This is a genomic window from Caulobacter sp. 602-1 (assembly GCF_003931565.1).
Taxonomy (GTDB): Bacteria; Pseudomonadota; Alphaproteobacteria; order Caulobacterales; family Caulobacteraceae; genus Caulobacter.
Window position 1 is genome coordinate 24330 of the sequence record NZ_RRYI01000012.1, and the last position, 21756, is coordinate 46085.

Annotated in this window: 26 protein-coding genes and 1 pseudogene; 13 read left to right on the plus strand and 14 right to left on the minus strand. The window is 69.2% G+C overall.

Annotation, left to right across the window (positions count from 1 at the left end; genetic code table 11):
• Positions 1–61: 61 nt before the first annotated feature.
• Positions 62–2347 (minus strand): NADP-dependent malic enzyme, encoded by a 2286-nt coding sequence (locus EIK80_RS24030; protein ID WP_125159539.1) that lies wholly within the window; start codon positions 2345–2347, stop codon positions 62–64.
• A 252-nt stretch (positions 2348–2599) separates the two neighbouring features.
• Between EIK80_RS24030 and dapB the strand changes: the two genes are divergently transcribed.
• The 7 genes and pseudogenes from dapB to EIK80_RS24065 all read left to right on the plus strand — a co-directional run bounded on the left by dapB (position 2600) and on the right by EIK80_RS24065 (position 8786).
• Positions 2600–3373: a 4-hydroxy-tetrahydrodipicolinate reductase gene (dapB, locus tag EIK80_RS24035; RefSeq protein WP_125159540.1), complete on the plus strand. Its 774-nt coding sequence runs from the start codon at positions 2600–2602 to the stop codon at positions 3371–3373.
• A 120-nt stretch (positions 3374–3493) separates the two neighbouring features.
• Positions 3494–6655: a YdbH domain-containing protein gene (locus EIK80_RS24040; RefSeq protein WP_233586927.1), complete on the plus strand. Its 3162-nt coding sequence runs from the start codon at positions 3494–3496 to the stop codon at positions 6653–6655.
• 35 nt (positions 6656–6690) lie between these two features.
• On the plus strand, positions 6691–6876 hold the full coding sequence (locus EIK80_RS24045) for a YnbE family lipoprotein (protein ID WP_099575348.1): 186 nt from the start codon (positions 6691–6693) through the stop codon (positions 6874–6876).
• Positions 6877–6890: 14 nt separating this feature from the next.
• Positions 6891–7247: a YdbL family protein gene (locus EIK80_RS24050; protein ID WP_125159542.1), complete on the plus strand. Its 357-nt coding sequence runs from the start codon at positions 6891–6893 to the stop codon at positions 7245–7247.
• A 104-nt stretch (positions 7248–7351) separates the two neighbouring features.
• Positions 7352–7603, plus strand: a complete 252-nt coding sequence (locus EIK80_RS24055) for a type II toxin-antitoxin system ParD family antitoxin (RefSeq protein ID WP_125159543.1) — start codon at positions 7352–7354, stop codon at positions 7601–7603.
• The gene (locus tag EIK80_RS24060; RefSeq protein ID WP_125159544.1) at positions 7593–7880 is read left to right on the plus strand and encodes a type II toxin-antitoxin system RelE/ParE family toxin; all 288 of its coding nucleotides are present in this window, start codon (positions 7593–7595) and stop codon (positions 7878–7880) included. The genes EIK80_RS24055 and EIK80_RS24060 overlap by 11 nt, the downstream gene beginning before the upstream one ends.
• Before the next feature lie 32 nt (positions 7881–7912).
• A pseudogene (locus EIK80_RS24065) lies at positions 7913–8786 on the plus strand (DMT family transporter).
• Here EIK80_RS24065 and cysQ read toward each other — a convergent pair.
• On the minus strand, positions 8783–9583 hold the full coding sequence (cysQ, locus tag EIK80_RS24070; RefSeq protein WP_125159545.1) for a 3'(2'),5'-bisphosphate nucleotidase CysQ: 801 nt from the start codon (positions 9581–9583) through the stop codon (positions 8783–8785). The pseudogene EIK80_RS24065 and the gene cysQ overlap by 4 nt on opposite strands.
• Before the next feature lie 10 nt (positions 9584–9593).
• A complete protein-coding gene (locus EIK80_RS24075; protein ID WP_125159546.1) occupies positions 9594–9785 on the minus strand; it encodes a DUF3553 domain-containing protein in 192 nt (63 codons plus the stop codon).
• Positions 9786–9849: 64 nt separating this feature from the next.
• On the opposite strand from EIK80_RS24075, the gene chpT reads away from it, so the two are divergent.
• The 3 genes from chpT (at position 9850) to EIK80_RS24090 (ending at position 11855) form a co-directional block, all read left to right on the plus strand.
• Positions 9850–10539 (plus strand): histidine phosphotransferase ChpT, encoded by a 690-nt coding sequence (gene chpT / locus EIK80_RS24080; RefSeq protein ID WP_125159547.1) that lies wholly within the window; start codon positions 9850–9852, stop codon positions 10537–10539.
• 108 nt (positions 10540–10647) lie between these two features.
• A complete protein-coding gene (locus EIK80_RS24085; protein ID WP_199743612.1) occupies positions 10648–11025 on the plus strand; it encodes a response regulator in 378 nt (125 codons plus the stop codon).
• A complete protein-coding gene (locus EIK80_RS24090) occupies positions 11022–11855 on the plus strand; it encodes a protein-glutamate O-methyltransferase CheR (RefSeq protein ID WP_125159549.1) in 834 nt (277 codons plus the stop codon). The genes EIK80_RS24085 and EIK80_RS24090 overlap by 4 nt, the downstream gene beginning before the upstream one ends.
• Here EIK80_RS24090 and EIK80_RS24095 read toward each other — a convergent pair.
• From EIK80_RS24095 to EIK80_RS24115, 5 genes are all read right to left on the minus strand, one after another.
• The gene (locus EIK80_RS24095) at positions 11813–12931 is read right to left on the minus strand and encodes a hypothetical protein (protein ID WP_125159550.1); all 1119 of its coding nucleotides are present in this window, start codon (positions 12929–12931) and stop codon (positions 11813–11815) included. The two genes, EIK80_RS24090 and EIK80_RS24095, sit on opposite strands and share 43 nt — an antisense overlap.
• Before the next feature lie 168 nt (positions 12932–13099).
• Positions 13100–13234 (minus strand): entericidin A/B family lipoprotein, encoded by a 135-nt coding sequence (locus EIK80_RS24100; protein WP_125159551.1) that lies wholly within the window; start codon positions 13232–13234, stop codon positions 13100–13102.
• Positions 13235–13336: 102 nt separating this feature from the next.
• On the minus strand, positions 13337–15031 hold the full coding sequence (locus EIK80_RS24105; protein ID WP_125159552.1) for a sensor histidine kinase: 1695 nt from the start codon (positions 15029–15031) through the stop codon (positions 13337–13339).
• On the minus strand, positions 15028–15633 hold the full coding sequence (locus EIK80_RS24110) for a sigma-70 family RNA polymerase sigma factor (RefSeq protein ID WP_125159553.1): 606 nt from the start codon (positions 15631–15633) through the stop codon (positions 15028–15030). Before EIK80_RS24110 ends, EIK80_RS24105 begins: the two co-directional genes overlap by 4 nt.
• Before the next feature lie 2 nt (positions 15634–15635).
• Positions 15636–15821 carry a NepR family anti-sigma factor gene (locus EIK80_RS24115; protein WP_199743613.1) on the minus strand — a complete coding sequence of 62 codons (186 nt, stop codon included), beginning with the start codon at positions 15819–15821 and terminating at the stop codon, positions 15636–15638.
• Positions 15822–16054: 233 nt separating this feature from the next.
• Between EIK80_RS24115 and EIK80_RS24120 the strand changes: the two genes are divergently transcribed.
• Entirely contained in the window at positions 16055–16855 is an 801-nt protein-coding gene (locus EIK80_RS24120; protein ID WP_125159554.1) for a response regulator, read from the plus strand.
• A gap of 225 nt (positions 16856–17080) precedes the next feature.
• Here the strand turns inward: EIK80_RS24120 and EIK80_RS24125 are convergent, their stop codons facing one another.
• The 4 genes from EIK80_RS24125 to EIK80_RS24140 all read right to left on the minus strand — a co-directional run bounded on the left by EIK80_RS24125 (position 17081) and on the right by EIK80_RS24140 (position 18765).
• Positions 17081–17344, minus strand: a complete 264-nt coding sequence (locus EIK80_RS24125; protein ID WP_125159555.1) for a hypothetical protein — start codon at positions 17342–17344, stop codon at positions 17081–17083.
• 14 nt (positions 17345–17358) lie between these two features.
• Positions 17359–17547, minus strand: a complete 189-nt coding sequence (locus EIK80_RS24130; protein ID WP_125159556.1) for a hypothetical protein — start codon at positions 17545–17547, stop codon at positions 17359–17361.
• 307 nt (positions 17548–17854) lie between these two features.
• On the minus strand, positions 17855–18331 hold the full coding sequence (locus tag EIK80_RS24135; protein ID WP_125159557.1) for an OmpA family protein: 477 nt from the start codon (positions 18329–18331) through the stop codon (positions 17855–17857).
• A gap of 89 nt (positions 18332–18420) precedes the next feature.
• The gene (locus EIK80_RS24140; protein ID WP_125159558.1) at positions 18421–18765 is read right to left on the minus strand and encodes a YMGG-like glycine zipper-containing protein; all 345 of its coding nucleotides are present in this window, start codon (positions 18763–18765) and stop codon (positions 18421–18423) included.
• Positions 18766–18901: 136 nt separating this feature from the next.
• On the opposite strand from EIK80_RS24140, the gene EIK80_RS24145 reads away from it, so the two are divergent.
• Both EIK80_RS24145 and EIK80_RS24150 read left to right on the plus strand, forming a co-directional pair.
• A complete protein-coding gene (locus EIK80_RS24145; RefSeq protein WP_125159559.1) occupies positions 18902–19765 on the plus strand; it encodes a diacylglycerol kinase family protein in 864 nt (287 codons plus the stop codon).
• A complete protein-coding gene (locus EIK80_RS24150; RefSeq protein WP_125159560.1) occupies positions 19762–20553 on the plus strand; it encodes a metallophosphoesterase in 792 nt (263 codons plus the stop codon). Before EIK80_RS24145 ends, EIK80_RS24150 begins: the two co-directional genes overlap by 4 nt.
• 60 nt (positions 20554–20613) lie before the next feature.
• Here EIK80_RS24150 and EIK80_RS24155 read toward each other — a convergent pair whose 3' ends face one another.
• On the minus strand, positions 20614–20793 hold the full coding sequence (locus tag EIK80_RS24155; protein ID WP_125159561.1) for a DUF1328 domain-containing protein: 180 nt from the start codon (positions 20791–20793) through the stop codon (positions 20614–20616).
• A 114-nt stretch (positions 20794–20907) separates the two neighbouring features.
• Positions 20908–21528, minus strand: coding sequence for a superoxide dismutase (locus tag EIK80_RS24160; protein ID WP_125159562.1), 621 nt, complete (start codon positions 21526–21528; stop codon positions 20908–20910).
• Between the last annotated feature and the right edge of the window lie 228 nt (positions 21529–21756).

The following is a 21756-nucleotide window of genomic DNA, read 5'->3' on the forward strand; positions in this document are numbered from 1 at the left end:
GGCGCCGTCGTCAGACCCTGTGACGCCCTGACACAGCGAGCCGCAGAGGTCGCGGCCAAGCTTACTCGGCCGGGTCCTCCTCCGGCTGATCGTAGGCGGCCATCATCGCCATGTTCAGGATCCTCGACACCGAGGCGGACAGCGGGGCGATCTGCACCGACTTGGACAGGCCCAGCAGCACCGGCCCGATCACCGTGGCCCCGCCCAGCGACTGCACCAGCTTGGTCGAGATCGAGGCGGCGTGGATGGCCGGCATGATCAGGATATTGGCGCTGTCGGTCAGGCGCATGAACGGATAGTTGGCGCGCTTTTCCGGATCCAGGGCCAGCTCGGGGGGCATCTCGCCCTCGTACTCGAAGTCGACGTCCATCTCGTCGAGCATGGCCACGGCCTCGCGCACCTTCTCCGAGCGCAGGCCCATCGGATTGCCGAAGGTCGAATAGCTCATGAAGGCCACGCGCGGCTTGAAGCCCAGGCGCTTGACGGCGCGGGCGGCCTCGCAGGCGATCTCGACCAGTTCCTCGGCCTCGGGCAGCTCGGTGACGTTGGTGTCGGCCACGAAGATCGTGCGGCCCTTGGCCAGCACCACCGACATGCCCATGATCCGGCCGCCGGGCGCGGGATCGACGACGCGCAGCACCTCTTCCAGGGCCTGGTCGAAGCTGCGGGTGACGCCGGTGACCATGCCGTCGGCCTCGCCAAGCGTGACCATCGAGGCGGCGAAGCTGTTGCGGTCCTGGTTGATCAGGCGCTGGACGTCGCGCTTCAGGTAACCCTGGCGCTGCAGGCGGTGATAGAGCGCGTCGACATAGTCCGGATTGCGGTCGGACAGGCGCGCGTTGACGATCTCCAGCCCGACGGTCTCGGGATCGAGGCCGACCAGCTTCATGTTCTCGTGCACCAGGTTCTCGCGGCCGCACAGGATGGCCTTGCCGTAGCCGCCGGTCTGATAGGCGTAGGCGGCGCGGATGACGCTGGGGTCCTCGCCCTCGGCGAACACGATGCGCTTGGGATTGGCCAGCACCGCGCCCGAGATCTTCTGCAGGAAGCCGGCGGTCGGGTCGAGGCGCTGGGCCAGGCCCGCGCGATAGGCGTCCATGTCGGCGATCGGCTTGCGGGCCACGCCGGTGTCCATCGCCGCCTGGGCTACGAACGGCGGCACGTACCAGATCAGGCGCGGGTCGAAGGCCGAGGGGATGATGTATTGCGGGCCGAACTTCAGCTGGCGGCCGTGATAGGCGGCGGCGACCTCGTCAGGCACGTCCTCGCGGGCCAGCATGGCCAGCGCTTGCGCGCAGGCGATCTTCATCTCGTGATTGACGCGGCGGGCGCGGACATCCAGCGCGCCGCGGAAGATGTAGGGAAAGCCCAGGACGTTGTTGACCTGGTTGGGATAGTCGCTGCGGCCCGTGCCCATGATGGCGTCGGGGCGCACGGCGTGCACCTCCTCGGGCGTGATCTCCGGATCGGGATTGGCCATGGCGAAGATGACCGGGTTCGGCGCCATGCTGGCGATCATCTCGGGCGTGAAGGCGCCCTTGGCGGAAAGGCCCAGCAGCACGTCGGCGCCGGCCACGGCCTCGGCCAGGGTGCGCTTGTCGGTCTTGACCGCGTGGGCGCTCTTCCACTGATTCATGCCCTCGGTGCGGCCCTCGTAGAGCACGCCCTTGCTGTCGACCGCGATGACGTTGCCCGGGTGGACGCCCATGGCCTTGATCAGCTCCAGCGAGGCGATGCCCGCCGCGCCGGGACCGTTCAGCACGACCTTCACGTCCTCCAGCTTCTTGCCGGTGATGTGGCAGGCGTTGATCAGGCCGGCCGCGCAGATGATCGCCGTGCCGTGCTGGTCGTCGTGGAACACCGGGATGTCGAGCAGGTCCTGCAGCTCGGTCTCGATGCGGAAGCACTCGGGGCTCTTGATGTCCTCCAGATTGATGCCGCCGAACGAGATCCCGATGTTCTTGACCACCGTGATGATCTCGTCGGGATCCTTGGAGCTGATCTCGATATCGATGCTGTCGACGTCGCCGAAGCGCTTGAAGAGGACGGCCTTGCCTTCCATGACCGGCTTCGACGCCAGGGCGCCGAGGTCGCCCAGGCCCAGGATCGCGGTGCCGTTGCTGATCACGGCGACCATGTTGCCCTTGGAGGTGTATTCGTAGGCCATGTCCGGATCGGCGGCGATGGCGTGGACGGGCACGGCGACGCCGGGCGAATAGGCCAGCGACAGGTCGCGCTGGGTCGCCATCGGCTTGGTCGGGGTCACCTCCAGCTTGCCTGGCTGGGGGTGACGGTGGAAGGCCAAGGCCTCCTCGTCCGTGAAGGTCTTGCGTTCCGCGTCGCTCATCCGGCGTTCCCATTCCTGCTGCGCAAGTCGAAGAAGGGGCGCGCCGATCGATGCGAACACGCCCTTATGTGGGATCACCGTAGCGAGGGGCGCCGAGCGTCACAACCGGGGAAGGACGCGAAAATCCCAGCAAACGCTTGTTGGACTTGGCCTTGCGTCAACGTCGCTGACGTTCGGGAAGGCCGGGAGAGGTTGACCCGAGGGGGCGGATTGGGCGATTTGCCTCAAGTACATTTTGTACTGGAGCCCGACTTGTCCCAGCCCGTGAAGATCGCGATCGCCGGCGCCAACGGCCGCATGGGCCAGGCCGTGGCCAAGGCGCTGGAGGGCCGCGCCGACGCGATCGTGACCGCGCGCTTCGAACGTCCGGGCGTGGACGGCGCCGGCCTGGTCTCGCGCGACGAGGCCCTGGCGACGACGGACGCCGTGATCGACTTCACCCTGCCGGAAGCCTCGGTGCTGCTGGCCGAGGCGGCCGCCGCGAAAGGCGGACCGGCCCTGGTCATCGGTTCGACCGGCTTCTCCGACGAGCAGCTGGCCCGCATCGACGAAGCCAGCAAGACCATCGCCATCGTCCGCTCGGGCAACTATTCGCTGGGCGTCAACATGCTGATGGGCCTGGTGCGCCAGGCCGCCGCCGCCCTGCCCGCGCAGGACTGGGACATCGAGGTCTTCGAAGCCCACCACAAGCGCAAGATCGACGCGCCGTCGGGCACGGCCCTGATGCTGGGCGAGGCCGCCGCCGAAGGGCGCGGGGTCGGCCTGGGTCAGGTCGCCGACCGCGCCCGCGACGGCGTCACCGGTCCCCGCAAGGAGGGCGCGATCGGCTTCTCGGTCGTGCGCGGCGGCGGAATCATCGGCGAACACAGCGTGATCTTCGCCGGCGAGTCCGAGAGCCTGACCCTGTCGCACTCGGCCATCGACCGGGGCCTGTTCGCGCGCGGGGCGATCGCCGCCGCCGTCTGGGTCAAGGGCAAGCCGCCGGGCCTCTACGACATGCAGGACGTGCTAGGCTTTTCGAAGTAGGGATCTAAGCTAGGCCGGGGGGCTTTCTGTAGGATCTGAACCGCCAAGGACCTGATGGCCGAGCCCTCGACCGCCCCAGAATCCAGCAAGACGCCCCGAAAAGCCTGGGATCGCGCGCGCGTGATCGACCTCGGCCTCGAGGCGCTGTCGCTGTCGATGCTGGCCTTGATCGCCACCGGCCTCGTGGTCTGGTCCGGCCGACGCGAAATCAGCCGCGAGCTGGCCGAGGCCTGGCTGCGCGAGCATGGCGTCGAGGCCGCCGTCGAACTGGACGACCTGGACGCCACAGGCTTCACGGGCAAGGTCCGCCTGGGTTCGCGCGACAATCCCGTCTTCGCCGCCGACCGGCTTGAGGTGGCCTACGACCTGTCCGCCCCGTGGAATGGCGAGGCGTTCGGCATCCAGACCAAGGCCGTGCGGCTCGTCCGCCCGCGCGTGCTGGCCAGCATCGACGACAAGGGCCAGGTGCGGTTCGGGGCGTTGCAGCCGCTGCTCGACGAATTCCTGAAGTCGCCGAGGAAGCCGAACGTTCCGGGGCCGGCCGTGCTGGTCGAGGACGCGCGACTGGACCTGATCACCCCCGGCGGCCGCGCGCGGATCACCGGCGACGCCAGCCTGGACGACGGCCAGCTGTTGCGCTTCGACGGCCGCCTGGCGCCGCTGCGCTACGCCACTCAGAACCTGGCCCTCGACGCCCGGGGCGCGACGGTCACGGCGCGCAAGCGCGGCGACCGCCTGACCATCGACGTCTCGCTGGCCCTCGACAGCCTGGAGGCCGAGGCCGCCGACCTGGCCGGCGCCACCGCCAAGCTCTCCGCCGACCTGCCCTATCCGGACCTGGCCAGGATGACCGCCAACGGCCCGCTGGAGGCGCGGCTGGCCCTGCGCGCCGCGGACGGCCGGTTCGGCGACGCCCAGGGCGAGTCGGTGACCGGCGACCTCTCCCTGAACGGGCGCGTGGACGGCGGGCTGGAGCGCTTCGCCTTCCTGGGCAAGGGTCGCGCGGCCCTGCGCGGCGGGCGACTGTCGGCGCCGTCTCTGGACGCCCGCGACGCCAGTCTCGCCCTGGACCTCTCTCGCGTCGCCGGCGGTCGCCAGGACGGCCGGCTGACCCTGCGCGGCGCGACCAGCGCGGAGTTGCGAACGGGCGAGGCCGTGGCCGCCGGGACCGCGCTCCGTGCGCTTCGGGCTCGAGCGACCTCCGACAATCTGGGCCTGGCGACCGACTCGAGCGGCATGAGCGTCAACGGACCGCTGAAGATCGAGGCCGGCGCCGACCGTCTGGCCGCCGGCGCGCTGGCCCTGGCCTCGGCGCGGCTGAACGCCAGCGGCCGCATCGACCAGGGCGCCAAGGGTCTGTTCCTGACCTTGAACGGCTCGGCGGGCGGCCACAGCGCCATCTCGGGCCCCGACGCCGAGCGCCTGGCGGCCCTGATCCCCAATCCGGACTATGGCAAGCCGCTGAGCCAGGCCCTGCGGACCTTCGACCTGACCCTGCCCGCCGTGGGGCTGGCGATCAGCGGCGCGCGCGTGAAGATGACCCTTCCCCGCGAGGCGCGCCTGTCCGCGCCCAACGGCGTCGTGCTGGCCGCCGCCGCGCCGAATAGCCTGCTGCTGGACGCCGGCCCGAACGGCGCGCGCGGCGCGCTGCGAGCCTCGCTGTCGGGCGGACGCCTGCCCACCGTGCGGATCACGGCCAGCGACTGGCGCGCCTCGGGCGGGGTGATGACCTCGCCCCTGTCCGTCGCCACCAAAGACTTCGACCTGCCGCCGATCCAGGGCGTGACCGGCCAGATCGACGGCCAGGCGCGGATCGCCGGCGGCCGCTTCACCCTGACCACGCCCAAATGCGCGCCGATCACCGCCAAGGCCTACGCCCTCGGCGACGCCCCCGTCACCGCGATCCAGGCGACCCTGTGCCCGGCCAAGGTCCCGCTGGTCACGGCCGGCGCCCAGGGCTGGAGCGCGGCCTTGCGCTTCCAGGACGCCAAGGGCGAACTGGCCGTGGCCCAGGCCAGACTCCAGGGCGTCAAGGGCGAGGCGACGCTGGGCGGCGTTCACGGGTTCGAGCGCGCCAGCGTTCAGGTCGCCAGCGCCGCCATCACCGACGCCGCCCCCGAGCGCCGCTTCAACCCCATCCTCGCCAAGGGTCAACTGGGGCTGTCGGGCGGCCTGTGGACCGGAACTTTCCAGGCCGCGACGCCGGTCGGCGCGCCGCTGGGCGAGATCCGCCTGCGCCACGTGGTGGCGACCGGCGTCGGCCAGGCCGACATCGACGCCTCGAAACTGGCCTTCGCCAAGGACGGCCTGCAGCCCGCCGACCTGTCGCCGATGGCCGCCTTCGCCACCGACGCGCGCGGCCCGGCCAGCTTCACCGGCGTCTTCGCCTGGAACGCCAAGGGCGCGACCAGTCGCGGCCGCCTGGTCGCCGACAACATCGACTTCACCAGCCCGATCGGCCTGGTCGCGACCCTGGACGGCGCCGTCGACTTCGACAGCCTGGCGCCGCTGACCACCGCTCCCGGCCAGGCGCTGAGAATCGCCAAGATCGACTCCATCGTGCCGCTGACCGCCGTGGAATCCGAGTTCCAGCTGGCCGCCGACAGCCTGAAGCTCTCCAAGGCCACGTTCGAGGCCGCCAAGGGCCGGATCTCGATCGAGCCGATCGACGTGCCCCTGGGCCTGGACAAGACGCTCAGCGGGACCATCGTCATCGAGCATCTCGACCTGGGCGAAGTCATCGCCGCCACGTCGCTGGCCGAGAAGGTCAAGGTCCAGGCCGTGGTCGACGGCCGCCTGCCCTTCACCTTCGGTCCCGAGGGCCTGCGCTTCCATGAGGGCAGGATCACCGCCATCCAGCCCGGCCGGGTCGAGCTGTCGCGCACCGCCCTGACCGGGGTCGCGGCCAGCCCCGCCGACAGCCCGGGCGCGCCGCCACCGGCGCCGGCTCAGGTCAACGCCATCCAGGACTTCGCCTATCAGGCCATGGAGAACCTGGCCTTCGAACAGCTGGAGGCCGGAGTGAACAGCACCGACAATGGCCGCCTCGGCGTGATCTTCCACATCAAGGGCCGGCACGATCCCAAGGTCCCCGAAAAGGCCCGTGTCGGGATCCTGGACCTCCTGCGCGGCCGCGCCTTCGACAAGCGTATCGCCCTGCCGGCCAAGACGCCGGTCGATCTGACCCTCGACACGTCGCTGAACTTCGACGAGCTTCTCAACGCCTGGAAGCTCGCCTTCTCGAAGCCGGCCCAAACCCGTTCAGGCGCGGTTCAACCTTGACCCGCCAAGCTGAATACGAACTGGAGACTTCACGCATGAAGACGCGCGCCCTCTTACTAGCCCTCGCCGCGACGGGAGCGCTCGGCGCGGCCGCCTGCACGCCTACCGTCCGCGTGAAGGTCGACCCGATCAACATCTACGCCAAGCTGGACGCCGACGTGCGCGTGCGGCTGGACAAGGAAGTCCAGTCGCTGATCCAGCAAAACCCCAACCTGTTCTAAGAAGGAGAGCCGACATGATCCGCAAGACGATGACGGTTCTGGCCCTGGGCCTGGCGATGACCGCCGCCGGCGCCAACCTGGCCATGGCCCAATCGGCCGCCGCCAAGGCCGCCGTGGACGCCGGCAAGGCCGCTGGCACGGTCGGCGAGCAGGCCGACGGCTATCTGGGCATCGTGTCCGGCGGCGACGCGTCGCTGCGCGCCTCGGTGGCCGAGATCAACACCGGCCGCGCCGCCGCCTACAAGGACATCGCCGCCAAGACTGGCGTGACCGCGGAAGCGGCCGGCCAGGCCACCGCCAAGCAGCTCTACAGCCGCCTGGCGCCCGGCCAGTACTGGAAGCCGCTGGATGGCGGTTGGGTGAAGAAGTAACGACGACCGGGGCTAGGCGGCTTGACTGTCTAGCCCCTCCACTTTCACCCATTTTGAATGGCAATCTTTGCCAAAGAATGCCATTCTCACTTTAGAGGTGAGCCATGGCGACGATGAACGTGTCTCTTCCCGACGCCATGAAGATGTGGGTTGAAGAGCAGGCTGAGACCGGTCGCTACAGCAACGCCAGCGACTATGTGCGCGACCTGATCCGCCGAGATCAGGAACGGGCCGACAAGATCGCGACCATGCAGCGGCTTATCGACGAAGCCGAAGCTGGCGGCGTCAGCGCCAAGTCGATGAGCGAAATCCTGACCGCGGCGCGCGAAAAGGCCGGCGGCCGGCGTGGCCTATAGGCTCAGCCTCAAGGCCGAAGACGACATCACTCAGATCTACGTGACAGGCGTGGAGATGTTTGGGGTCGACCAGGCCGAGCGCTATTATGAAGGTTTGGAGCAAACCCTCAATTTCCTGTCGGATTTCCCGTTCGCCGCGGCGGTGCGCACCGAACTGAAGGGTTTATCGCGCGTCCATCCCTATCGAAGCCACATCATCATCTATCGGCTCGATGGCCCGGATATCCTTATCCAGCGCGTGCGCCACGCGAGCGAAGATTGGATCCGGCAATCCTAGCGTCTGTCGATCTCCCCGCCTAAAAGCGGCCGATGTCCGCCGCCCGTCCGCTGCTCCTGCCCTATGCGGCCCTGATCGGGGCGATCGTCACGCTGTGCGTCGGCACGTCGCTGGCCAAGGGCCTGTTTCCGATCGTCGGCGCGCAGGGGACCAGCGCCTATCGGGTCGGCTTCGCGGCGCTGATCCTGATGCTGGTCTGGCGGCCCTGGAACCATCCGATCTCGCGCGCCGACCTGGGCAGGGTCGCGCTGTACGGCGCGGTGATGGGCGTGCTGAACCTCAGCTTCTACATGGCCATCCGCACGGTGCCGCTGGGCGTGGCCGTGGCCATCGAGTTCATCGGGCCGCTGGCCGTTTCCGTCGCCAGCTCGCGCAAGCTGATCCACTTCGTCTGGATCGGCCTGGCGGTGCTGGGCCTGGGCCTGCTGCTGCCGATCGATCCCGGCGCCAGGCCGCTGGATCCCGTCGGGGTCGGCTTCGCGTGCGTCGCGGCGGTGATGTGGGCGCTCTACATCATCCTGGGCAAGCGGACCGGCCACCTGCACGCAGGACGCTCGGTGGCGCTGGGCATGGTCGCCGCGGCCCTGATCGTCGTACCGATCGGCGTCGCCTCGGCCGGGACCGCGCTCTTCCAGCCCAGGCTGATCGCGCTGGGCCTGGTGGCGGCCGTGATGTCCAGCGCCATCCCCTATTCGCTGGAGATGATCGCCCTGCGCGCCATCCCCAAGCGCAGGCTTCGGCGTGATGCTCAGCCTGGAGCCCGCGGCCGGGGCCCTGGCGGGACTGGTCATCCTGCGCGAACATCTGGCGGCGACCCAGTGGCTGGCCATCGCCGCCATCGTCGCGGCCTCGGCCGGGACGATCATGACGACGCCCGCCGAACCGATGGTCGAGGACGCCCCTTAGGCCGCCGGCGCCCCGCGCACCACGAACCAGCCGTTGCGGAAGCCCTGGTCGGCCTTGCCGTAGGTGAAGGGCGAGCCGTCCGGCTGGGTGAAGGTTCCCCCGGCCGCGACCACCACCGCATGGGCGGCGGCGGTGTCCCACTCCGAGGTCGGGCCGTGGCGCGGATAGATGTCGGCCGAGCCCTCGGCGATGCGGCACATCTTGATCGAGCTATCCATGGGCGCGCGCAGGTCGAAGCCGTACTGGGCGGCCAGTTCGGCGGCCTTCTCCTCGCGCATGGTGTGGCTGACCAGGCCCAAGGCCGCGCCCGTGGGCCAGGAACGCACGCGGACCGGCGTCTCGGCCCCGTCCGGGCCCGAGCGCTTCACCGCCCCTTGCGCCGTCGTGAACCACAGCTCGCCCGTGGCCGGGGCGCAGACGGCGCCGGCGACCGGGACGCCATGGTCGATCAGGCCGATATTGACCGTGAAATTGGGGTCGCCGCGCACGAAGGCCTTGGTGCCGTCGACCGGATCGACAAGGAAGAAGCGCGGACCGACGGCGTCGGGCGTCCCGAACTCGCTGGCGTGCTCCTCGGAGATCACCGGCACGTCCGGATAGAGCTCGGCCAGTCGCCGCAGGATCAGGCGCTCGCCGGCGCGGTCGGCCTCGGTGACCGGGCTTTCGTCGGCCTTCTGGGCCACGGCCAGTTCGGTTTTCCAGAACGGCAGGATGACTGTCGCCGCCTCTTCGGTGATCCCGGCCAGGGCGCGGCCCCACTCCGCAAGATCTTTGGCGGTGAGATTTTCGCTGGTCATTCTTGCCCCCTCACCCCGATCCTCTGGGGTCGTCGCCGACGAAGACCAGACGCACGCGGCTGGCGTCGATGGTCTGCTTGCCGGCGTCTTCGAAATTGACGGTCACGCGGTGTCCGATCACGGACTGAACCTGCCCCAGGCCCCAGTCGGGCTGGCCGGGGTGGCGCACCAAAACGCCGGGCTCTAGAAACGGATCGACCACGGGCTTCGTTTAGAGCGGCGGGCCCCGTTTGCCAAAGCCTCAAATCACGGCAGAGTCCGCCGCCATGACCGATATCGTCCCAGAGACCTCCCTTGCGGCCCCGGCTCCCGCGTCCCCCGAAACGGACGTCCAGGGCCCCGACTTCGCCGCCATGCTGGCCGCGCGCCTGTGCCACGACTTCATCAGCCCCGCCAGCGCCATCGTCTCGGGCCTCGACTTGCTGGACGATCCGGCGGCCCAGGACATGCGCGACGACGCCATGAACCTGATCGCCTCGTCGGCCCGCAAGCTGGCCGACCTGCTGCAGTTCACCCGCGTGGCGTTCGGCGCCTCGGCCTCGGCCGAGAACTTCGACTCGCGCGAGCTGGAAAAGCTGGCCCAGGGGGTGTTCGCCCACGTGCGCCCGACCCTGGACTGGCAGATCGAGCCTCAGGCGATGAACAAGCCGTCCTCGCGCGCCATCCTCAACATCGCCCAGATCGCCGCCAGCGCCCTGCCGGCCGGCGGCGTGGCCACGGTCAAGGGCGTCGCGGCCGACGGCCGCTTCTCGATCATCGCCGACTCGGTCGGTCCCCGCGCCCGCCTGCGCCCGGAAGTGCTGGCCGGCCTGAAGGGCGAGCCCCTGGCCGAGGGCCTGGGCGGTCCGTGGGTCCAGGCGGCCTATCTGAACGCCCTGGTCCGCGCGGCCGGCGGCCAGATCGCCGTCGAGATCGGCGAGGATCGCGCCAGCATCGCCGCCTGGGTTCCGGCCTAGACGGCCGCGCCGCTCAATCTTCGCCGTAAAAGTTACATTTGCCGCACCCCGATCCGGGTTTAGGCAAACCGCTCCTTAACCAGACCGCTCCCACGATGGCGGCCTGAACTGGAGCATGCCGTGAAGACCTGTCTGGTGGTCGACGACAGCCGGGTGATCCGCAAGGTCGCCCGCCGGGTCCTCGAGGACATCGGCTTCGAGATCGCCGAGGCCGCCGATGGCATGGAGGCCCTGGCGTGGTGCCGCGCGGCCATGCCCGACGCGGTTCTGCTCGACTGGAACATGCCGGTGATGAACGGCATCGACTTCCTGCGCCAGCTGCGCCGCGAGCCCGGCGGCGCGACGCCCAAGGTCGTCTTCTGCACCGTCGAGAACGGTCCCGACCACATCCGCGCCGCCATCGAGGCCGGGGCGGACGAGTACATCATGAAGCCGTTCGACGGCGACATCATCGAGGCGAAGTTCGCCGAGGCCGGCCTGCTGTGACGCCCGAAGACATGGACTTGCTGGCGGCCCTGGGCCGCGCTCGCGCCGGCGTGCGGGTCGAGACCGAAAAGCCCTATCTGGTCGAAAGCCGTCTCTCGCCGCTGGCGAGACGCGAAGGCTACGACTCGATCGACGCCTTGATCGCCGCCCTGCGGGCCAAGCGCGAGGACCGGCTGATCTGGGCCGTGGTCGAGGCCCTGTGCCGCAGCGACACCGCCTTCTTCCGCGGCCGCGAGGCCTTCGCCCAGCTGCGCGACGAGGTGCTGCCCGCCCTGTCGCATCGCCGATCCGAGGCGCCGATCCGCCTCTGGAGCGCGGCCTGCGCCACCGGCCAGGAGGTCTATTCGCTGGCCATCGCCGCCAACGAAGCCACGACCCTGGCCACCGGGACGCGGTTCGAGTTCTTCGGCTCCGACCTTTCCGAGCGCTCGCTGGAGAAGGCCCAGGCCGGAATCTACACCCAGTTCGAGGTCCAGCGCGGCCTGCCGATCCGGATGCTGATCAAGTATTTCGAGAACCAGGACGACACCTGGGCGATCTCGCCGCGCATCCGGCAGATGGTGCGCTGGAAGCGGATCAACCTGCTGTCCGACCTGTCCGTCATGGGCCGCTTCGACGTCATCCTGCTGCGCGGCGTGCTGAGAAACATGGACGCCTCGCTGCGGGCCAAGGTGGTCCAGGCCCTGGTGGCGCTGCTGCCGGCCGACGGCGTGCTGGCCCTGGATCCGGAAGACGACGTCTCGGAGTTCGACGACGTCCTGACCGCCGCGCCGGGCGGGGCCGGCATCTACCTGCGCGATCCGTCCGTGCGGGTCGCCGCGGCGGCGTAGGCCTTGGCGGGCGCGCGCGCCACCGCCGCCCCGCCGACGAGACCGCCCAGCGCCTCTCCCAGTCTGGTCAGTCCGCCCACCGGCGCCGGCGTCACCGCCGCGAAGGCGGGCGCGAGCTTGCGGAACAGGATCGGCGGCGCTTGCGGACCGACGATGGCGCCATGCAGGTCCATCAGATCCACCACCTGACGGGCGGCCTTGCGCCACGCGATCGGCGGGGCGATGCCGTGCGGCGCCGGGGCGCGGCAGTCCGAGAAGTCGGGCTTCAGCCCGCAGCCGGCCTCGATCGCCGTCTCCACCTCTCGGGCATAGGCCTGGTCACGGGCAAGGCGATCGACATCGACCACCAGGTCAGCGTCCGGCAGGGCCTTCAGGTACGAGCGCAGCCACACCGCCAGGAAGGCCTGGAACGAGACGCTGGCCGGGGCGCGCTTCAGATGCCGGCGGACGGCGGCGACGCGATCATCGAGCGTTCCACGCCCGTCGAACTCATGCCCCAGCAAGGTCCGGGCGACATCGCCGCAGCCGGCCATCTCGGACAGCAGAACATAGTGGCACAGCTCGAAATAGGTCGGCCGAGGTCGCTTGCGCAGCGAATAGAACGACAGCCATTGCTGCACCGGGTCGCGGATCAGCACCACATGGAAGCCGCCGAACCGGCGCTTCAGCCATCCCGCCCGGCCCAGGGTCCGGCAGCAGGCCAGAACCGGCGTCTCGCCCCGGGCCCGGGCCGCGGCGACCAGTTCCTCGACATAGGCCTGCTGGGCCAGGTCGCTGGCCTCGGGCTCGATCCAGAAGCGGTCGAGGGCGAAGCCGGGCTCGAAGCGCCGCACGCCGCCCGCGGGGTCGAGGACGACCTCGAATTCCTTCAGATAGGGCTCGGTCCCGCCCGGATGGCGCAAACCGCTATTTTCGGGAGTTTCCACATCGATGGTCCGCGCCGTCAGCCGGGCCAGTTGCTCGTGCCAGGGTTCGTAATAGGCGCGCACGCCCGCCAGCGCCCTGAAGCGATGCCAGACATAGGTGCTGGAGCAACGCCAGCCGCTGTGTACGAAGACGGTGTGAGTGTGTGACAACAGGCGCGCCCCTCGACAGGGACCGAGCCTGGCTTGGCGATCTTGCGTTAGGATATCGGCGGGACCGCTCAAGGTTGCACTGACGCAACACTGTGACGTTTATCGCCGTAAACGAAAAAGGCCCGCCGGCGGAACCGGCGGGCCTTTCGCTAGATCAGGTCTGAACGCTTACTTGACGTCCTTGGCCGTCTCGCTGACGGCCTTGCCGGCCGACGAGACGTCCTTGCCAGCGCCCTCGACGGTATTGCAGGCGGCGACCGACAGAGACGCCAGGGCGGCGGCGATAATCACGAGCTTACGCATTTTCTTCTCCGATGTTCGCCCCCGGAAGGGATGGGGAAGGGGCGCTGCAACGATTGCCCCTCAAGAACGTCAGCGGCGAAGCTCGGTTCCGGCCCCCACGCTCTAGGTTGGCGGAATCACGGCCTGCGGCGTCGGAAAGGTCAGGCGCACGGTCAGGCCGCGCGGCGCGTGGGTCTCGAACGTCACCTTGCCGCGCAGCTGTCGGGCGAAAGCGGTCATCAGCGTGCGGCCGACGCCGCCGCCGACGCTGTCGGGCGCGCCCGGACCATCGTCGCTGATGGAGAGCTCGGCCTCCTCGCCCCGCACGTGGAAGCCGACGCTGAGCATGCCGCCCGCCGGACCGAAGGCGTGCTTCTGGGCGTTGGTGATCGCCTCGACCGCGAACAGGGCGATCGGGGCCAGCCGGTCGGGATCAATGACCAGAGGATCGGCGTGGACCTCGGTGCGCACCAGGGGCGAGGTGGACATGTCGTTGGCCAGGAGCTGAGCGGTCAGCTCCTCCAGGAACGGCCGCAGATCGACGCGCTTGAGATCCGGCCCCTGGTAGAGGGCCCGATAGATCTGGGCCAGGGCGGTGATCCGCTGGCGGGTGTCGTTCATCGCCGCCTTGGCCGCGGGATCGGCCAGGGCCCGCTGCTGCATGTTCAGCAGCGAGGTGATGATCTGCAGGTTGTTCTTCACCCGGTGATGGATCTCGCGCATCAGCGCGTCCTTCTCGGCCAGGCTGTCCAGCAGCGAGGCGTCGCGGGCGACGATGCCGCCCGCCATGGCGTCGAGGGTCGCCGCCAGCTCGCGGATCTCCGGCGGCGCCCGCTCGGCCTGCAGCGGCCGGACGGTGAAGCGTCCCCGCGCATAGATCGCCGCCACGCGCTGCAGGTAGACGATCCAGCGGATCACCTCCCGCTCGGAGACGATCAGCACCGCGCCCAAGGCCAGGAAGAAGGCCAGCAGCGGCAGCAGCAGGCGCGAGATCGGGTTGATCCAGGCCCAGGACACCAGGCCGGGCGCGGGCGCCGACAGCACCACGAAGACATCGTCGCTGACCAGCGGCGCGGCCGAATAGGTGCGCTCGTGATGGGCCGCGTCCTCGTGGCTCCAGATCGCCGCGCCGCTCTTGGCCGCGCGCTCGCGCCAACCGCGCGGCGGCGTCGAGAAGGCCGAAGGGTCGGTGGCGGCGAAGATCGCGCCGTTCGAATCGGCCAGCGCCACCTCGGCCCCATCGGGCATGAAGCGGTTGACCGTGCCGACCTTGAGGTCGCGCAGGTTCAGGACAGCGGCCATCGCGCCTTCGAACTTGTCCGGCGGGCCGGCGCGAACGGCGGCCAGGACGGCAGGCTCGTTGGCGTAGACCGCGCCGGGAGCCGAGGCCACGACCATGCTCGCGCCGGCGCGCAGTTCCTGGAACCAGGGTCTCTGGCTCCGCTCGGCGTCAAACGGCGTCGTCGCCGCGGCGCAGACCACGCGGCCACGCGAGTCGAAGCGGATCAGATTGGCGTAGCCTGGCAGGCGGGCGCGTACGTCGGCCAGGCGCTGAGCGCATTCCAGCCCGACCGAGCCGGGGCCCAGGGTCTGGAGCAGCACCCCGGCCGCCTCGATACGGGCGCGGGCGTTGGCCGCGCTCTGTCCAGCCGCCAGCTCCAGGCTCTGGCGGCGCGAATCGGCCTCGGCCCGGAAGGCGAAGATCGACTGCGCGCCGCCGATGACCAGCACCGGAAGCAGAGCGACGCACAGCGCGAAGGCCAGGCGGACTCGGATGGATGTTACGGCCTGCTCGGCGCGGCCGGCAAAAGTCTTCACCGCGGGGAGCTCAATCGCTCCGCGTCGGCGAGGATCGCATGCATGGCGTCACCCGCCGATGCGCCGTCACGATCATAGGCCCCCGCCTCGAGAATGGCCTGCAACGCCCGGCGGGCGCGGCTGACACGGCTCTTCACGGTGCCCACGGCGCAGCCGCAGATCTCGGCGGCCTCTTCGTAGGCGAAGCCGCCGGCCCCGACCAGGATCAGGGCTTCGCGCTGCTCGGCGGGAAGCATGCCAAGGCCCAGGCGGAGTTCGTCAAGGGCGACGGGCGCCTCGGGATCGTCGACCGCCACCAGGGTCCGCTCGGCGGCTTCCTGGTCAAGCTGGCTCTGGCGCCAGCTGCGGCGCTTTTCCGAATAGAACTGGTTGCGCAGGATCATGAAGGTCCAGGCCTTCATGTTAGTGCCCAACTGGAAGCTGGCGCGCGCGTCCCAGGCCTTCATCATGGCGTCCTGCGCCAGATCGTCGGCCGCGGTGGGGTCGCCGGTCAGGGTGCGGGCGAAGGCGCGCAGATGCGGAATCAGGGTGACCAGTTCGCGCTTGAACTGGTTGTCACGGACGGGGTCGGGCGGCGAGCGGCCGACTTGCGGTTCGCTCATGCTCAGCGCTCTCCCTTCGGGGGCTCGGCCTTGCGGAGAATTTCGAGGAATTCGTCGGGCACCGCCTCATTGACGACCTCGTCGAACATCTGACGCAGCTTCACGCCGATGGCCTGCTGGCGCAGACGCGCTTCATCCAGCGCCGCGGCGCTCTTGCGTTTGTCTTCCATGGGTACGTGTTCGATCATGTCCTCGACACCGAAGTGCATGTGCATCGGCGTCCGCCCCCTTTGGCCGAATGTCTTTCCGCCAGACGACAACGTGGTTTTCCGTGCCCGGTTCCCTAAGCTTGGGCTTAAGATGTCAAAAATTCGCAACGGACGGAACCGCTCAGTTGAGGCGGCGTTATCGACCATCGACGGAACGGCATAGCTTTGCCGTTCGTTAGTTAGTTTCCGAAGACACCGCATCGGGAGGGGTCATGAGTCTTCTTGCTCGGCTGGCGCCGCATCTGCCTTACATCCGCCGCTACGCCCGCGCCCTCACCGGCGATCAGTCGACGGGCGATCATTATGTCCGCGTAGCCCTCGAGGCCCTGGCGGCCGGAGAGCGTTCGCTGGACGACGATCTGTCGCCGCGCGTGGCGCTCTATCGCGTCTTCCACGCCATCTGGCTCAGTTCCGGCGCCCAACTCGAGGCCCGTCGCGACGAAGGCCTGACGGCCGGCGACGACGCCGCCCAGCGCCTGATGCGAATCGCTCCGCGTTCGCGGCAGGCCTTCCTGCTCACCGCGCTCGAGGGCTTCACGCCGACCGAAGCCGCCCAGATCCTCGACTGTGACTTCGGCGAGGTCGAACGCCTGATCTCCGACGCCCAGGCCGAGATCGACGCCGAGCTGGCCACCGAAGTTCTGATCATCGAGGACGAGCCGGTCATCGCCGCCGACATCGAGGCCCTGGTCAAGGAACTGGGCCACCAGGTCACCGACATCGCCGCCACCCGCGGCGAGGCGGTCGAGGCCGTGGCCCGTCGCAAGCCCGGCTTGGTGCTGGCCGACATCCAGCTGGCCGATGGCTCGTCCGGCATCGACGCGGTCAAGGACATCCTGGGCCGGATGGACGTGCCGGTGATTTTCATCACCGCCTTCCCCGAGCGCCTGCTGACCGGCGAGCGCCCGGAGCCGACCTTCCTGATCACCAAGCCCTTCCAGCCGGAAACGGTGAAGGCGGCGATCGGCCAGGCGCTGTTCTTCCACCCGCGCCGGGCCGCCAAGGCGGCCTGATCTCAGGGTTGTCCCGATAGACCCGTGAAGCGGCTCTCCGAAAGGAGGGCCGTTTTTCGTTGGCCGTGCGTCGGACTCTTGCGGCCCCCTATTGCCCTGGGGCGGATGAGGGATCGCGAAGACGAAACCGCCGCGACAACGGTCAGGCTGTCGCGGCGGTTCTGATCTTGGCCCTCACGCCATCGCTCTCTCGCGAAGGCGTGAGCGTTTGGACCGTAGCGGTCGTTACGGCGTCTGGCGCACCGGCGCCTGCTGGGTGTCATAGCGCTGCGCCTCGGCGGGCGTCTTGGCGCCGTTATTGACCTCGACGGCGGCGAGGTCGTTGGCGCGGAAGGTCCAGGCCCCGAACAGGGCCAGCGCCGCGAGCACGATGGAGATGATCAGCACCCAGAACACGTGGCGTCCCCAACGGCCCTGGCGGGCGCGGGTGGCGTTCACGCGTGGGCCGCGCGTGTCGGGCGCGACGTCGTGATGAATGTCGGCGGGCATGATGTCATACCTCCTTATGGCGTCCAGATACGGGCGGCGTCCGCGCGGTCGCGGTCGCTGAAAGCCTGCACCATCCCGGCGGAGGCTCCGACCGCCGCGATCACGACCAAGGCCATGACGCGCGAGCGCACCCTTCTTTGACGCTGCGTGAGCGTCGAGACGAAAACCGTACCGCCATGTTCGGCCTGATAAGTCCGGATCACGACGTTGCTCCCTGCCCCGGCGGACCACATGTCCGCCTGGGATTTCAACGTGTTCCGGACACCACCGTTCCCGCCGCCCGCCCGTTTCGGTCCTTCGCGAAAAAAATCGCGCGAGGCCGGAACCGTTCGCCCGGGACGTCGTTTCTATTTTTGCGAAGGCGGCGACGCCCCCCCGACTTAAGGCTGGCGATAGCCAGCCTGCCGCCTTCGCACCCCCTTTGTTGATGCGAACTTGGGCGGACCGGATGACCGGCCCGCCTTTCCTTCCGATGGGTACGACAGGCCTGGGAGGCCCGCCCATCCCGGCCTACTTGCTCTCCAGATCGAACAGGATGTCCGCCCGTCGGCGCAGCGGCGCGGACGCGCCCGACGCCGCCACCGCCCCGGCGTCCCCCACGGCGGCCGTATCGATCTCGACCTTGCCGAAGCCGGCCTTGGCCAGGGCCGAGGTCACCGTTTGGGCGCGACGCTTGGACAGGGCCAGATTGGCCTCGGAGGTCCCGACCGCATCGGCCAGACCCGTCACCCGCACGGATTTCACGGCGCAACCTCTCGCCTGGGTCTGGGCGTTGGACAGCAGCATGCGGGCCTCCTTCGTCAGCTCGGCGCTGTCCTGCTCGAAATAGACCGAGGACTGGAAATCGGCACAGGCGGGCGGCGCGGCGGCCACGGGCTTGCGCAACACCCGCCAGGGGCTCTCGGACGTGGCGCAGCCCGCCAGCGCCAGGACCACGCCCGCCACGCTGATGGCCTGCACGGCGTTGGTGATCTTCATCGTCTTCATTCGAACCCTCCTCCTCGAACCTGCGAACACAAGAAAGGCGATCGGCTGGGCCGATCGCCTTTCGTTGGCGTCGTCGCGTCCCGTCCAGCTTAGTAGCGGGGCGCGCCATCTTCCCAGTAATAACGACCGCTGCGAGAGTCGTAGTAGTAGTAGCGGCCCGCGCGCTCGTCATAATACTGGCGGCGGTTGGTGTCCGTCGCGCCACAGCCGCCGTCTTCGCGGCAGCCCTTGATGGCCCCAGCGGTGCCGCCGATGGCCGCGCCGATCGCGGCCCCCGTGCCCGCGCTGCCGCTGCCCACATTGTTGCCGATCACGGCGCCGGCCAGGGCGCCGATGGCCGCGCCGCCAGCGGCGTTGCGCTCCACATTGCCGGTCGAGGTGCACGCCGCGGCGAGCACGCCCACGCCCATCAGGGCGATCATGGTCATCTTCATCCTGGCTCTCCGTTCCAAGCTTCCTGTCCCCTGCTGCAGCAAACGACTCCCAAGCGCGACGGTTCCGTTTGGCGGGGGAACCACGGCCGAGCTCCGCCCGTTGCGTCGGCGAGTTTTGACGAGAAAAGGGGAGCGCGTGAAGCGCATCGAGGTCGTCGCCAACACCGCGTCCGGATCCGTTGGCCCGGACGCGCCGCGGATCGCCGAACAACTGCTGGCGGAATACGGCGTCTCCGGTGTCGTCCACGCGCCGCAACCGGGCGAGCTGGTCGACTGCCTGAGGACGGTGATCGACAGCGCGCCGGACGCGGTGTTGGTCCTGGCCGGCGACGGCACGGCCCGCGCCGCCGCCGAAATGGCCGGACCGGAGGGGCCCCTGATCGCTCCCCTGCCCGGCGGCACCATGAACATGCTGCCGCGCGCCCTCTACGGCGACCGCGACTGGCAGGCGGCGATGAAGGCCTGCCTGGAGAGCGGCGAGGCGAGGACCATCTCCGGCGGCGAGGTCGGCGGACGCCTGTTCTTCGTCGCCGCCATCCTGGGCAGCCCGGCCCTGTGGGCCACCGCGCGCGAGGCGGCCCGCGAAGGCCGCTTCAACATCGCCCTGGCCCGCGCCCGCCGCGCCTTCCGCAACGCCTTCTCAGGGCGACTTCGCTTCTCGCTGGATGGGCGGCCCGAGATCAAGGCCGAGGCCCTGACCCTGATGTGCCCGCTGGTCTCGACCGCCCTGGACGCCGAGGAGCGGGCCCTGGAGGCCGCGGCGCTCGATCCATCCAGCGCGCTCGACGTCTTCCGTCTCGGGTTCAACGCCGCCCGCGGCCATTGGCGCGAGGATCCCTCGGTGAACGCCGGGCGCTGCCGCACCGGCAAGATCCGCGCCCATGGCCGCATCCCCGCGATCCTGGACGGCGAGCCGGCGCGGTTCGATCCCGAGGTGTCGATCCGCTTCCGCCCGAAGGCCTTCCGCGCACTGGTTCCGCCGGACGAGACCGCTGAATGAGGCTGGTCCAGCTCTCCGACATCCATTTCGGCGGCGAAAACAAGGAAGCCGTCGAGGCCGCGACCGCCTGGATCACCGAGGCCCGGCCCGACCTGGTGGTCGTCGCCGGCGACCTGACCCTGGACGGCAAGGTCCCCGAGTTCGACGCCGCCGCGGCCTGGCTGAAGCGCCTGCCCGACCCGATGATCGTCGTGCCCGGCAACCACGACACGCCCTTCGTCGGTCTCGGCGAGCTCGTCGAGCGCTTCACCCGCGCCTGGCGTCGGTTCAGGGACCGGTTCGGCGACGAGGACGGCGCGGCCTGGCGGACGCCGGGGATCACCGTGACCTCGCTGAACACCGCCCGCGCCGCCCAGGCGCGCTGGAACTGGTCGAAAGGCGCGGTGTCGCGCGGCCAGATCCGCCGCGTCGTCCGCGAACTGGAGGCCGCCCCCGCCGGCGACCTCAGGGTGGTGGTCTGCCACCATCCCCTCATGGAGGTTCTGGGCGGACCGATGACCGCCAAGGTCCGTGGCGGAGTCGACGCGGCCAATCGCTTCGTCCAGGCCGGGGCCGACATCATCCTGTCGGGCCATATCCACCTGCCGTTCGTCACCGCCGTCCCATTCGGCGACGGCAAGACCCAGGCGATCGGCTCGGGCACCCTCTCGCATCGAGAGCGGGGCGCGGCGCCGGGCTTCAACGTCATCGAGGTCGAGCCGGGCTGCGTGCGCGTGCAGGCTCTGGCCTATGCGCACGGCAAGTTCGAGGTCTGGCGGACATGGGCCTGCGATCGGCGCGTCCCCTGACAAACAAGAACGGCGCGACCCGAGGGCCGCGCCGTTTTCATTGTCTCGCCGTGCTGACGCCTAGCGTGGCGCGCCGCGGCCGCCTCGGAAGAGGTGGCTGACCAGCGACACCAGGAACAGGATCAGGAAGACATAGAACAGGATCTTGGCGATCCCGATCGCGGTCCCGGCGATGCCGGTGAAGCCCAGGAGGGCGGCGATCAGAGCGACCACCAGAAAGGTAACGGCCCAGTTCAGCATGGGTCTCTCCGGATGAGCCCGGCCTTTCGAGCCGGGGCGTTGTCTTTAATCAAGGCCCATGGCCCCGCTTGGAGAAAACGCACCCGACTCCCGGGCGTTCCGGAAATTCAGGCCCTATTCCGGAGCCGGATAGGCCCAGCCCTGCTGGCCCGACTTGGCCGCGGCATATTGGCTGTCGGCCAGGGTCCAGTTGAGCAGGTTGTCGAACACGGCTTCCAGGAAGCCCTTCCGCAGGTTCTGGTAGTCCAGATAGTAGGCGTGCTCCCAGACGTCGGCGACCGCCAGGGCCGTCAGGTCCTGGGTGACCGGGCTTTCGGCGTCGTGGGTCGAGATGACCTTCAGCGCGCCCGAGGCGTCCGAGACCAGCCACACCCAGCCCGAGCCGAAGTGGCCGATGCCTTCGGCGACGAACTTCTCCTTCAGGGCCGCGAGGCCGCCGAAGGTCGAGTCGATGGCGGCGGCCAGGTCGGCGCCCGGAGCGGTCTTGGTGGGCGAAAGGCCGTCCCAGAAGAAGGCGTGGTTCCAGGCCTGGGCGGCGTTGTTGAACACCTTGCCCGGGCCGGCGCCCTTGATCACGGCTTCCAGCGAACCCTTGTCGTCGCCGTTCAGCAGGCCGTTCAGCGCGGTCACATAGGCCGCGTGGTGCTTGTCATGGTGGAAATGGAGGGTGTTGGCGGAGATCGTCGGCTCCAGCGCGTCGTACGCGTAGGGCAGGTCCGGCAGCTTGTACGTCATGTTCACTCCATGGGAAGGCGTTCCAGGGAGGAGGGAACGCGCGGGAAGCATCTAGAGCGCGCCAGGACAAAGCGTAAGCGGTTTCACCGCCGCAAGCCGCCCAGGCGTGCTCAAATTTTCGAGATAGATTCCCTTGAAAACTTAGGGTTTCCGGGAAATCCGAAGAACAACGCTCCAAGACAAACGCCACCGAACGGATCCGGTGGCGTCGGTCTTGAACAAGATTGA